The sequence below is a fragment of the Paenibacillus sp. F024 genome, from assembly GCF_057814255.1.
Genome location: NZ_JBVASZ010000061.1, coordinates 1 through 12,975 on the forward strand (window position 1 = coordinate 1; position 12,975 = coordinate 12,975).

The following is a 12,975-nucleotide window of genomic DNA, read 5'->3' on the forward strand; positions in this document are numbered from 1 at the left end:
ATCAGATTATCCTTACTGCTTGCGGAGGTCCACATTGTTCATCCCGCCCTAGTAATGTTCTTACTCAGCAGTATTGACAATCAACCTATTAAGCAGACCTCAGCAACGAACTATAGCGAAGAAGCAAGATAAAACTTCTTATGTTCATAGAAAGTAAAATTATAGATTGAGAAATAAAGTATTAGTCTGAAAAAATGCGTTGTAGACTTAGTGATTTTTGTAATCACTTCAGAAAAAGGGTGGAGATTCAGCAGACTGCTTTTTTTATTTCGCTTACGGGCAGAATCACGCAACAATGAAAGTTGAAATTTCGTTGAGTAATTTAAAGAAAGTATGATTCTCTAATGGTGATTTCAAGGAGGATTCAATCACTTGGAAAAACTGTATATTGTATTCATGAGGTGATAGCTATTAGTAGAACAACCGGTGTTTTTTTACTATGCTGTGGATTTTTTCTCCTTCTCTTATCGGCACCATCCCTATTTCTGCACATTCGGGAGCATTTTTTTTCCTGCTCCTTTGAAACTAGTTATGAATTGCTTCCGGTGCCAACAAAAGAACCCGGAATGTCTGCTTATGCAAATGAAACTGATTTTCATGGTAATCGGATAGCTTTCTCTGATTCGATCACAGGCAAGGATGAGGAATGGAAGAATGGCAATGTACGCATCAGCATAAACGGCGTTGATTATTCCCATTGGGCCGAAGCTGTAATTCGCCCAAATTACCGCGACTCCAATCGATACCACGGGTATCTTGCTTTGGTTGAGCTAGTGGATAAGAAAGAAGGAACAAGCCGAATGGCGGTAATCCAAAGGATTGATAGCGTGGAAAGTCCGCTTTTAATGGAAAAGCTGCAATGGCGGCTTTTATTGGTTTCGATGGATGGAACAGTGAAGGAGGAAATCTTTTGGTATAAGGACCGAGGATCTCCACTTTATCGGGCAAGACTCGCCAATTTTGCCACACCGATGGCCGTTGGATTCCAATCGGATGTACTCAACTACTGGCCAACCATTTTCTATCCATTCCTATATCCGTATATTACGGGATTTCTCGGTTTTTTGTTTTTGTTCATAGGTTTTATCATCTCGCGCATAACAAAATCTTTGCGCAAGGATTGGCATGATCGGTAGCATCCTTTACGTTAGTCCCGGCTTACGGCGAACGAGCTGGTGACAAGAAATAATCTTCACCGACCCATCATAAGCTAGGATTAGGATAAAATCCGGAAATGGCGGGGCTCATATATTTCATCGTGTTTTCACGTTCCCTTCGTTATTAGCCTTTCTCATCCAGGTAACGAGGTTCTTGTCCAAGTTGGGAGGACATAAGTTAGGTAAAGCACGATCGCCGGTAACGCTGCCGCGAATCGTCCCGATTTATTAGGCACCCAGGACGTGGGCCGTTGACAGGACATGGACATGACATCAACTGTTAACATCCGTAAATCCTTAAGAAAACAGCGTAAAAAATAACATGCAAAATTTGAAGTTGATTTAAGTAGTAAATAGTAATAAAGTTAGATTATAGCAATTATTATTTGCAACTTAATTTAAACTGAACGGAGTGGTAAAAATGGACTCTATGGTTACTGCTAACGCTGGGAAGTGCCCGGTAATGCACGGCAGCGCTACTAGTCACAAATCTAGTGGTACGTCAAACAGGGACTGGTGGCCAAATCAGTTGAACTTAAACATTCTGCATCAACATGACCGAAAATCGAACCCTATGGGCGAAGATTTTGATTATGCAGAGGAGTTCAAAAAGTTAGACTACCAAGCTCTTAAGCAGGATCTTCGCGATCTAATGACCAACAGTCAAGATTGGTGGCCAGCAGACTACGGTCATTATGGTCCATTTTTTATACGTATGGCTTGGCACTCCGCAGGCACTTACCGTACGGGTGACGGCCGCGGTGGTGCTGGATCCGGCACACAGCGTTTTGCTCCCCTTAACAGCTGGCCTGACAACGGCAACCTCGATAAAGCCCGTCGACTTCTGTGGCCGATTAAGCAAAAGTATGGCAACAAGATCTCTTGGGCCGACTTGATCGTTCTAACAGGTAATGTTGCTATTGAATCCATGGGCGGCAAGACATTTGGTTTTGGTGGCGGACGGGCGGACGTTTGGCATCCAGAAGAAGACATTTACTGGGGTGTTGAAACGGAATGGCTGGGGGATAAGCGTTACACAGGCGATCGCGAGCTTGAGAATCCGCTTGCCGCCGTTCAGATGGGTCTGATCTATGTGAATCCAGAAGGTCCGAACGGCAATCCAGATCCGCTTGCAAGTGCTCGCGACATCCGCGAAACCTTCAAACGGATGGGAATGAACGATGAAGAAACCGTCGCACTCGTGGCCGGCGGACATACGTTTGGAAAGTCACACGGTGCTGGAGATGCTGCGCTTGTCGGTCAAGAGCCGGAAGGTGCTCCTATTGAAGCACAAGGTTTAGGTTGGCTGAGCACGCACGGCTCCGGCAAAGGTCGTGATACCATCACCAGCGGTATTGAAGGTGCTTGGACTCCGAATCCGACACAGTGGGATAATGGTTTCTTTGATCTACTGTTTGGATATGAATGGGAGCTTACGAAGAGCCCTGCAGGCGCACATCAGTGGGCTCCTGTAAATCCTGCTGAGGAGCATCTTGCACCGGACGCAGAAGATTCGTCCATTCGTGTTAAAACGATGATGACCACCGCGGATATGGCATTGCGTGTGGATCCAGAATACGAAAAGATATCTCGCCGTTTCCATGAGAATCCAGAAGAGTTTGCAGATGTATTTGCCCGTGCGTGGTTCAAACTTTTACACCGTGACATGGGGCCTCGTTCAAGATATCTAGGCCCGGAAGTTCCTGAAGAAGTTCTGATCTGGCAAGATCCTGTACCAGCTGTTGATTATGAATTAACAGATGCAGAAGTAGAAGATCTGAAAACAAAGATCCTGGACTCCGGACTTACCGTCAGCGAACTGGTAACAACGGCTTGGGCTTCGGCTAGTACCTTCCGTGGCTCTGATATGCGTGGCGGCGCGAATGGTGCCCGCATCCGTCTTGTTCCACAGAAGGACTGGGAAGTAAATCAGCCACAACAACTTACAAAAGTACTTACTATACTGGAAGCCATTCAAGATGATCTGGAAAAGAAAGTCAGCTTGGCTGATTTGATTGTACTAGGCGGTAGTGCCGCAGTAGAAAAAGCTGCACGAGATGCGGGCTTTAATGTAACCGTTCCTTTTGCTCCCGGACGCGGGGATGCAACTCAAGAGCAAACCGATGTAGAAGGCTTTGCAGTGCTAGAGCCGGTCGCTGATGGTTTCCGCAACTACCAGAAGAAGCACTATAGTGTAAGTCCAGCAGAGCTCCTGGTAGACAAGGCACAGCTGCTAAACCTTTCTGCACCGGAAATGACTGCACTTGTTGGCGGCATGCGTGTTTTAGGTACGAACTTCGGCGGCACAAAACATGGCGTATTCACCGATCGTGTAGGCACACTCACGAACGACTTCTTTGTTAACTTGCTTGACATGGGAATACAGTGGAAGCCAGTAGACGGAGGCGTATACGAAGGACGCGACCGCAAGACAGGTGAAGTCTTGCGCACAGCGACTACAGTTGATCTCGTGTTCGGTTCAAACTCTGTTCTGCGTGCCATTGCAGAAGTTTATGCTCAAGACGATAACAAAGAGAAGTTTGTGCGTGACTTTATTGCTGCCTGGGTAAAGATAATGAATGCAGATCGTTTCGACCTTAATTAACGATTACTACGGTTTAAGTCTCTAAACATTAAAAGCATAGTCTGAAAATGTAAAGCAAAGAGCTGTACTTGTTGTTAAGTACTGCTCTTTGCTTTATTATTGTATATTCAACTAACAGTTTAATGACGTATATCCCCCCCTGCTCAGATCCTCCGCCGGGTAACTATGGAGCAAATACCGCAGCCGATGTGGATTTATTCAGGTGGTCTTATAAAAAAGAAAATCATTATACTGGCAGCATCTCTTAGTTATCCTTTGCGTCGATTCTCGAAATGTTTGCGCAGACCCAGAAGATCGTTAACGGGTTCTGCACCATGTTCAGTAATAATAACCGTTGGTTCTACACGTACTCCTCCGAATGGAAAGCCATGCAAATCAAACTTGATTCCAAATACCATGCCCGGCTCAAAACGAAATTCGCTGGTAGGCCCTAAATCCGGAAATTCAACCACTTCCAGTCCTACACCGTGGCCAATGGCACGCATGCCTTTTGTGTACGGGATGAAGTATTGCGATAATTGAGCTTCCTCGGTCAATCTAAGGGTTTCTTTGAACAGCTCGCTGCCTTTCATCCCGGGCTTGATAAAATCGACCATCCTCCGGTTGGTTTCATAGGCAAAATTCATAATTCTGATCTGTTCCTCGCTGGCTCCATCCATAGCAATCGTCATCCCGGTATCCGAGCAATACCCCAGAACAGAAGGGTTAAAATCAAACCATACATAATCTCCGCGTTCAATTTTACGCTCCATCGGGCGCCAAGTAGGAAGATCGGTATGCGGACCGGAAACGACCAGATAAGCAGAACCGATATCACCCCCGCGTGAGCGGGTAACATATTCACCGATAGCCGAAAGCTCAATTTCGGTTTTTCCGGTTTCAACCTGATCTAATGCGGCGCGTATGCTGTCATCAGCTAATTTACCGGCGGCACGGATAAGATCCAACTCATTTTTGCTTTTATATAGTCTTTCTTTTATAACAACGTCAGATGCTTCTACGATCGTGATACCCTCAAATCCTTTTTCCATTTCGCGGTACAATGAAATCGGAAACAATTCTTCCCCTACAACGCCGATTTTTTTGACCGGATAGCCAAGGCTTTCAACCAGCTTCGGCAGTTCGGTTCTCATTTCATAGATATTGTGCGCATTCTTTACCCAGGAAAAACGTTTGGCTGCAAAACGGTTTAAATTGCCGAGAAAAGCATGAATTTCACCTTCCAGTGGAAAGAAAAGGGCGTGGGCGGACTCCTCAATACAGTTAATCGTTCTATGGTTTGTATAATACATCGAATAACCGGGATGATACTCATCGCTATAAATAAAGAGGGCATCCAAGCCGGCTTCTTTCATTTTTGCTCGGGTCCGATCCACACGACGTTGGAATTCTGTTGTGACAACTTCCAGTGCCATTGTTCATTCCTCCATTGGATAAGATTCGTTTGTGAAATTCACCGTGAACGTTCACGTACAAAATATATGACAATATCTGAGAATAAGTCAATATAAATTTAAAATTTCTGAAAAAATAAAAAATAATTTCAATAAAGGGTCTTGGCTTACAAAAATATGGTTGACTTTTGATAGCATCAGGTGGTACTTTAGGAATGAAATCTAACCGTGAACGTTCACAATAAATAAGAGGTGGTAGCTTGAGCCGTCGGATCACCATTAATGATGTAGCTGAAAAAGCAGGAGTATCCCGCCAAACCATATCCCGTGTTTTGAATAATAAGGGAGATGTCAATGACTCAACCCGGAAACGCGTACTCCGCATTATAGAAGAGCTTGATTACCAGCCTAGTATTCAGGCACGAAGTATGGTTACCCGAAGAACAAACACCATCGCGCTGTTAATTCCCGATATTACCAACCCTTTTTTCTCCGAAATTATCCGAGGGATTGAAAGAACCGTTCGAGCCAGTCAGATTAACGTTCTTTTATTTTCAACGGATGAAGACATTTCCCGGGAAGTCTCCTGTATCCAACTGGCCCAAAATTATAATGTCGATGGCATCATCCTCTGCAGCCCTCGTCTGGATGAGGTGAATTTGCGTAAGCTGATTCCCGATGAGTGGCCCGTCGTGCTGCTAAATCGTGAGATGGAGCAAATGGATGGGGTTTACAGCATTCTCGTCGATGCTCAAGCCGGCGAATATACAGCAGCCAAATATTTGCTGGATATCGGTCATAGAAAAATCGGTATCCTGGTTGGTCCTCCACATGCGGACAGCAGCTTTAAGCGTCTAGCAGGATATAAACAGGCGCTAGAGGAATGTGGAATCCCTATAGACGAAGATTTGATTATACAGGTTGATTCCAGAAATGATCAGATCCATGAACACGCACAGGTGCTGATGAAGAGGAATGCAACAGCGATCTTGGCATACAACGACATGACGGCCGCAAAAGTCATTCAATCATGCACGGAGCTAGGTCTCGAAGTCCCAAAGGACGTGTCTGTTATCGGATTTGACGGGGTTCCCATATCCCGGCTAGTGAATCCCCGTTTAACAACAATGGAATTGCCTCTGTATGAAATGGGCGAAACCATTGCCAATGCTCTCATGAAATTGATTAACGGACAAGAAACGCTTAATAAACCTACCCCAGTTCTTCCTTTGCTGAAAATTGGACATTCTACAAGAGCCATTCTTTAAAGAGGCTCTTATCTTCTCTTGGATGAAATGTAAGCGCAATCTTTTCCTGATATTAAGATTAGGATTGGCCCAGTAAGGGTGATTGAGTCTGTGATGATTCTGGATCATAACGATGGAAGTAATGAAAATTAAGTAAAGGCTGGTGTCGATATGCATCCGTTCATGAATATCGAGAATTGGGATCGAGTGGGGATTTCCGTTGAGGAATCAGCCAAAAGACTGCAATGGATTGCGTTCATCGATCGGGAGTTGATGCGAATTGAAGCCGGTCATATGATTGCCCGGCCTGAATATGAGCTGAAAGGCGCGCTTGGAAGAATGATATGGCAGGATGCATTGCATTATGACCAACTTCGTTCGAGGTGCAAGCAGCTTAGGATGAGTACCGTCAGCTTTGAAAAATGTCCAGATGAGGATCTTCGTGAGGTGACTAATCGTATTCTCGATTCCGAAACGGCATTGGATCTGCTTGCCGCCTTGTTTGAAGTCATCAAGCCTGAGCAGATGGCAGCGATTCAACAGTACTTGCAAGTTGCCCAGCCGATTGTCGATGAACCAACGATTTATTTACTGCGCCATCAAATCCTTGATCGGGAAGAACAGATTCATTATGGACGATCTGCCTTGAATGAATTGCTGTCCGCCGCAAGTCCGGAAGAGCGGAACAAAACGGAACAGTGGAAAACCTACATCCGTGCTCTTCTGGATGCTGCCGGGGGGATCAACGGAACAGGAGAGCGTAAAGCACTGGATCCCTCGCTTAGGATTGCTTCCAAGCCATTCGCATTACCGAAAACCAGCGTCAGGGATGAAAGGTTCAAGCCCGAGGTCATTAAATTAAAGGGAATTCCGTTTACGGATTCGGATGCAGATCGATTCAAGATGATGATGTATACCCGCTTTTTCGAAATGTCTCCTGCGGAAGCCGTTGCCTACGTTCATTTTACGACGAAGGGCAAACCTTGGGCATTTTATTATGACACTGCCAGACATTTATGGGACGAGGTCAGGCATTCCTGGTTCGGCCAAGCAGCGCTGCGCAGTCACGGTTATGATATCTACTCGGTGCCGAATTGGACCGGTTGGTATGATATGACCAGCAACGCATTTGAGGACGACGAGGCTTATACGCACTTGACGATAGCAATTGAGAAAGCGGCGATGAAATATCCTCCGGGTAAAAGGGAGGAGTGGGAATTTTGCCGGGATGTTGCGAAGGATCCTTTGATGACGACCTTTCAAGATTTCGACTGGGCGGATGAAGTCGTTCACGCAAGCTATGGGCAGCGCTGGATTATTGAAGAAATTCATGGAGGAGATCACCGGAAGGCTTTAGAGGCGGCTGACCTTACGGTAGCCAAAAGACAAAGCTATATGGCCAAGTTTGATAAAGAGGGACATTCGGATCATAAAAACTGGCATGAGATGTTTCCCGGCGGGTACTGATTTGAAACAAAGCTAAAAATGTTGTGCGTGCCTGATGTGAATAATTGATAACCTGGGAGGTTGTATCCATGAAGAAAAACGTATTCACGGCTGGGTTGGCAGCAATCATGGCGTTCGGGATGATGTTGACCGCATGCAGCGGTAATGCAGGGACGGCAAAAAGTACGCAAGCTGCCGACAATGCCCCATCTTCAGGAACAGGAGGGTCTGCAGCTCCTGAACAGACCGTCGAGCTGAATATTGGCTTTTCTCAAGCTGCGGATAGCGCACATGCGAGGATGGCTGCCAAGCTGGCTGAGCTCGCCTCTCAAAAGTCGAACGGGTCCATCAAGATTACTGTATTTCCTGCGTCCCAACTCGGCGGGGATGTGAAGATGCTTCAGTCTGTACGTACCGGCACTCAATCTTTGGCAATTTCAAATACAGGGAATGTCACAAATATTGTAGCCGAATTCCAAATGTTCGATCTGCCCTATTTATTTGATAGTCTGGAGCAATCGAATCAGGTCTTGGCCGGTCCGGTAGGTCAAAAATATCTGGATATGCTGGAGCAGCACGGTGTTGTCGGATTGGGGTATCTGAGCTCATTGGAACGTAACGTGTTCACGAATAAACCTATCAACACGGCCGCCGATTTAAAAGGAATGAAGCTGAGAATTTTGCAGGCTCCAGGTCACATCAAAGCATTTGAGGCTCTCGGCACACAACCGACACCGATGGCATATTCGGAAATTTATTTAGCCTTGCAGCAAGGAGTAGTCGATGGTGCAGATACCTCACCCGATCAATTTATTAAGGACAAATTTTTTGAGGTGTCCAAGTATTATAACATGACCAAGATTCATTATTTGCCGATTTTTTTGGGTATGTCCAAGATCCAGTTTGACAAATTGAGCCCGAATCAACAAAAGGTCATCAGAGAAGCGGCTAAAGAAGCATTGGCATTTAACATTGTGGATTACAAAAAAGATTATGAGGAATCTCTTAAGCAGATCAAGGAGAAAGGCGTAACCATCGTCGAAACCGATGTGTCCGGCTTGAAACAGGAATCAGTAAAAGCAAACGATGCGATTTTGAAGGAAACTCCGAACGGAATGCAGCTTTTGCAAGAGCTTCAGGCAGCAAAGGCTGCAAAGAAGTAAATTCTTCTTTGTTGAGAAGGATGAAGAGCAGCATTTTTCGCAGGAGGTTGTGGAACCATGGATGTTCATACCTATGAACGTTGGCAGCGGGTTTGGACCTGGTGGAAAGAGACGGCGATATTCAAGCTTGAGCCTAACTGGTTTACAAGCCTGGAGGATGCTCCCAAGGACGCGATGGAAGGTTCCCAAATCCGTATAATGAATGAGGCTCGAACGGATTATGAAATGCGGAATGGGATGTGGACAAAGGTTCAGGAAATTAATGAAGAAGACTGCAGGCGGATATATGGATTGAATGGGACTGCTACCTAAGCAGTCCTTTTTTCATGAAATCATTTTCCCTGGAAATGAAATCTGATTTATTTATTCTTTGATGTGTCATATAATTAAATCATTCGGAAGCGCTATCATTATAAGGTAAAGGTATTCGTTATTTAGAATTGTTGTATTTTTAAACTATTTAACTAATTTACTGGTATTTATTGTGGATTTAGTAGTATAATCCGAAATGAAAAGAGGGTTTCTTTCTTTCGATGAGCTGTATTGTGTTTAAAAATATTACAAATAGGGTGGATTCCTGCTTTAGATGGCCTGAAACTTCCTGATTGTAATGTAAACGCGATCACCTCATTCAGAACGTTTTTTTTCAAGCATCTTTTACTAAACTGGAGGGAATCATTATGCAAATTAAAAAGACGATCGAGAAGGTTCCAGGGGGACTTATGGTGGTCCCGCTGTTATTCGGAGCTTTGCTGAACACTATTGATCAAATGCACATTCCAATTGTTATGGAGGGTCTTAAAGCACTGGGTGTAGCTCCCACTGCCAACGGAAACTATGAGTTTATGAGAATCGGAGGCTTCGCGGAAGCGCTGTTTAAAACAGGAGCTTTAACGCTTATTGCATTGTTCTTATTTTGTGCAGGCAGCCAGATGAATCTCAAAGTCGGTGGAAGATCTCTTAAAAAAGGTATTATTTTAACTGGTACGAAGTACGCAGTCGGTGTCATTGTCGGTTTTCTATTGGGTACATTCTTTGATCCTATGACTGGATTGTTAGGGCTTTCAACGGTAGCGATTATCGGAGCTATGACGAACGGTAATGGGGGCATGTATGTCGCTTTGACCGGACAATACGGTAACCGTTCTGATGTCGGAGCCGTGTCTGTTCTTTCCCTTAACGATGGTCCGTTCTTTACCTTGATGGCACTTGGTTTGATGGGAGCCAGCTTCCCTGTGATTGCTTTTATCGCGGTATTGCTGCCGATAGCAATCGGTATGATTATTGGTAACCTCGACCCGGATATTCGTGAATTCTTGAAGCCTGGTGAAACCTTGCCGGTACCGTTTTTCGCTTTTGCGTTAGGTGCGGGAATGAACTTGATGAACTTCTTTAATCCGGAAGTTGTTGGTGCAGGAGTACTTTTGGGACTTATGACAACCGTATTGACTGGTTTAGGTATGGTTATCGTGTTGAAAATATTCCGGGAGAAAAGCACAATCGCCGGCTGGGCTGAGGCAAGTACGGCTGGTAATGCCGCAGGAACGCCGGCCGCAATCGCTGCCGCAGCTGCCGTATCCGCATCATCGGGTGCGATGAGCCCTGAAATGGCTAAAGCCTATGCGGACATTGTCCCGATTGCTACAGCTCAAATATCCATCGCCACGATTTCGACTGCTTTATTCTGTCCAATCGCGGTTATTTTATGGGATAAATACCAAAAAAGCAAAGGGATCGACGGACGTCTTGACGAAGCGTAATCTTTTTGGATTTTTAATACCCCTTGGGGAACCAAGGGGTATTTTCATAGGCTGATTGGGCAGATTGCAGGTCTTTTGATATGAAACTTTTCTTATCCTGTTGTATCCTGTTAAAATAAAAAGAGAACTACGTTGGGAAGCGAGGAAAAATGTGATGAAAACTACTCTTTTGTATGGAAACGAAGGTTTAACGATTGAGGTGCCGGACCATTCGGTGATCGTAGAACCTCAACATATGGGTGGATTGGAAGACGAAGAGAAGGCCGTTAAAGATGCATTGAGGAATCCGATTGGCACACCGCCCCTTAGGGAAATGGTTAAAGAGACGGATACGGTAGCGATTGTTATTAGCGATATCACCCGTCCGACTCCGAATCACAAGCTGGTTCCTTGGCTGATTGAGGAGTTGTCGCATGTCCCCCATCAAAATTTTGTAATTATTAACGGGACAGGTACCCACCGGGATCAAACAAGAGAAGAGTTTGTGCAGATGCTGGGCGAGTGGATTGTAGACAATATCCGTATTGTGAACAATCATTGTCATGATAAAGAAACGCTAGTCAACGTGGGAAGAAGTGAATTCGGTTGCGATGTATACCTGAATAAAGATTATGTCGAGGCGGATTTCCGTATTGTAACGGGTTTTATCGAACCTCACTTCTTCGCCGGCTTCTCGGGCGGACCCAAAGGAATTATGCCGGGCATTGCCGGGATTGAGACCATTCAAACCTTTCACAATGCCAGAATGATCGGCGACCCGTTAGCGACATGGGGGAATATGGTGAATAACCCGCTGCAGGATATGACCAGAGAAGTCAACCGCCTGTGCAAGCCTCATTTTATGCTCAATGTTACACTGAACGGCGAGAAAGCGATTACGAATGTATTTGCGGGTGAGCTTTTCGAGGCCCATGATCAGGGTTGTGCCTTCGCCAAAGAGCATGCGATGATTCGCTGCGACGAGCGGTTTGATGTTGTTATTACATCGAACTCAGGCTACCCTCTGGATCAAAACTTGTACCAAGCCGTCAAAGGGATGAGCGCGGCGCATAAAATCGTTAAAGAAGGCGGTACAATTATATCCGCTTCCGAATGTCGGGATGGGCTGCCTAACCACGGAAATTATGCGGCTATCCTGCAGATGCGTAAAACGCCGCAAGAAATTTTAGATATGATTAACGACGGCAGCTTCCAAATGTTCGATCAGTGGCAGGTGCAAAAGCAAGCCGTCATCCAGGTATGGGCCGATGTTTATGTGTATTCCACGCTGCCGGAAGAAGAAGTCCGCAAAGCGATGTTTAAACCGACGAGCGATATCGAGCAGACGCTTGAAGAGCTTAAGCAAAAATACGGACCGAACATGACGGTGGCTGTTCTGCCTTTAGGTCCATTGACGATTCCTTATGTCGAGGAATAAAGGGCCTGGAAACCGCTGATGAAAAGCCTACTCGTAACGGGCTACCGTGCGCATGAACTCAGCATTTTCGATCAGAAGCATAAAGGCATTGCCTATATTAAAAAAGCGATTGAGGCCAAGCTTGCTCCTTTAATCGATGAGGGATTGGAATGGGTGATTACTCCAGGACAGTACGGCGTCGATTTGTGGGCCTGCGAAGTCGTGATCGGACTGAAAAAAAGTTATCCGCATATAAAGCTATCCATTATCACGGCGTATCTCAATCCAGAGGAAAAGTGGAAAGAGGATAAACAGAACTATTACCGGGACATTCTCAAAGACGTCGATTATTACGGTACGGTGAGTAAGCAGCCGTATAACGGCGTGTGGCAGTTAAAGGCCAGAGACGACCTGCTGCTCCGAAAATCCGATGGAATTCTGCTCTTCTATGATGAGGATGCCGGTGAGGCAAGCCCCAAATATTTCAAACAAAGAGCGCTCAGAAGACGGGAGGCCGACGGTTATCGCTATCTGAGCATCACTGCCGAAGATGTTCAGAGTATTGCGGATGAAGAACAGCGGAGTATACCGGATTCGTATTAAAGCTGTTCCGGCTAAACGGAGTATAATAAGGAAGTAACAGGGGGAGAGGAGCTTGCTTTCAGGAAGCTCCTTTTTCATTTTGCGTGCCCAGCTAAGCACGCATCTTCTAGCCGGTGAAAGTCCGGTCGCGGGAGGAGCCAAGTCCCCGCGTAGCTAGGATACTTGCGTATGGCGAAATCTGTGCGTAAAAGCGTATCGACGAAA

Annotated in this window: 10 protein-coding genes; 9 read left to right on the forward strand and 1 reads right to left on the reverse strand. The window is 45.5% G+C overall.

Features of this window, described 5'->3' with window-relative positions; genetic code table 11:
- Positions 1-344 precede the first annotated feature (344 nt).
- Both ACZYR9_RS26505 and katG read left to right on the forward strand, forming a co-directional pair.
- Complete coding sequence (locus tag ACZYR9_RS26505; protein WP_488981386.1) at positions 345-1,136, forward strand: hypothetical protein; 792 nt, start codon at positions 345-347, stop codon at positions 1,134-1,136.
- A gap of 442 nt (positions 1,137-1,578) precedes the next feature.
- Positions 1,579-3,762 carry a catalase/peroxidase HPI gene (gene katG / locus ACZYR9_RS26510; RefSeq protein WP_488981387.1) on the forward strand — a complete coding sequence of 728 codons (2,184 nt, stop codon included), beginning with the start codon at positions 1,579-1,581 and terminating at the stop codon, positions 3,760-3,762.
- 248 nt (positions 3,763-4,010) lie between these two features.
- On the opposite strand, the gene ACZYR9_RS26515 is transcribed toward katG, so the two are convergent.
- Positions 4,011-5,177 carry a M24 family metallopeptidase gene (locus ACZYR9_RS26515; RefSeq protein WP_488981388.1) on the reverse strand — a complete coding sequence of 389 codons (1,167 nt, stop codon included), beginning with the start codon at positions 5,175-5,177 and terminating at the stop codon, positions 4,011-4,013.
- Between the two features lie 239 nt (positions 5,178-5,416).
- Between ACZYR9_RS26515 and ACZYR9_RS26520 the strand changes: the two genes are divergently transcribed.
- The 7 genes from ACZYR9_RS26520 to ACZYR9_RS26550 all read left to right on the forward strand — a co-directional run bounded on the left by ACZYR9_RS26520 (position 5,417) and on the right by ACZYR9_RS26550 (position 12,771).
- On the forward strand, positions 5,417-6,424 hold the full coding sequence (locus tag ACZYR9_RS26520) for a LacI family DNA-binding transcriptional regulator (protein ID WP_488981389.1): 1,008 nt from the start codon (positions 5,417-5,419) through the stop codon (positions 6,422-6,424).
- Positions 6,425-6,574: 150 nt separating this feature from the next.
- On the forward strand, positions 6,575-7,870 hold the full coding sequence (locus tag ACZYR9_RS26525; protein ID WP_488981390.1) for a hypothetical protein: 1,296 nt from the start codon (positions 6,575-6,577) through the stop codon (positions 7,868-7,870).
- 68 nt (positions 7,871-7,938) lie between these two features.
- Positions 7,939-9,012, forward strand: a complete 1,074-nt coding sequence (locus ACZYR9_RS26530) for a TRAP transporter substrate-binding protein (RefSeq protein ID WP_488981391.1) — start codon at positions 7,939-7,941, stop codon at positions 9,010-9,012.
- Between the two features lie 57 nt (positions 9,013-9,069).
- Complete coding sequence (locus ACZYR9_RS26535) at positions 9,070-9,324, forward strand: hypothetical protein (RefSeq protein WP_488981392.1); 255 nt, start codon at positions 9,070-9,072, stop codon at positions 9,322-9,324.
- A 368-nt stretch (positions 9,325-9,692) separates the two neighbouring features.
- Entirely contained in the window at positions 9,693-10,772 is a 1,080-nt protein-coding gene (locus ACZYR9_RS26540; protein ID WP_488981393.1) for a 2-keto-3-deoxygluconate permease, read from the forward strand.
- A 154-nt stretch (positions 10,773-10,926) separates the two neighbouring features.
- Positions 10,927-12,189 (forward strand): nickel-dependent lactate racemase, encoded by a 1,263-nt coding sequence (gene larA, locus ACZYR9_RS26545; protein WP_488981394.1) that lies wholly within the window; start codon positions 10,927-10,929, stop codon positions 12,187-12,189.
- Positions 12,190-12,207: 18 nt separating this feature from the next.
- Entirely contained in the window at positions 12,208-12,771 is a 564-nt protein-coding gene (locus ACZYR9_RS26550; protein WP_488981395.1) for an SLOG family protein, read from the forward strand.
- Positions 12,772-12,975 lie beyond the last annotated feature (204 nt).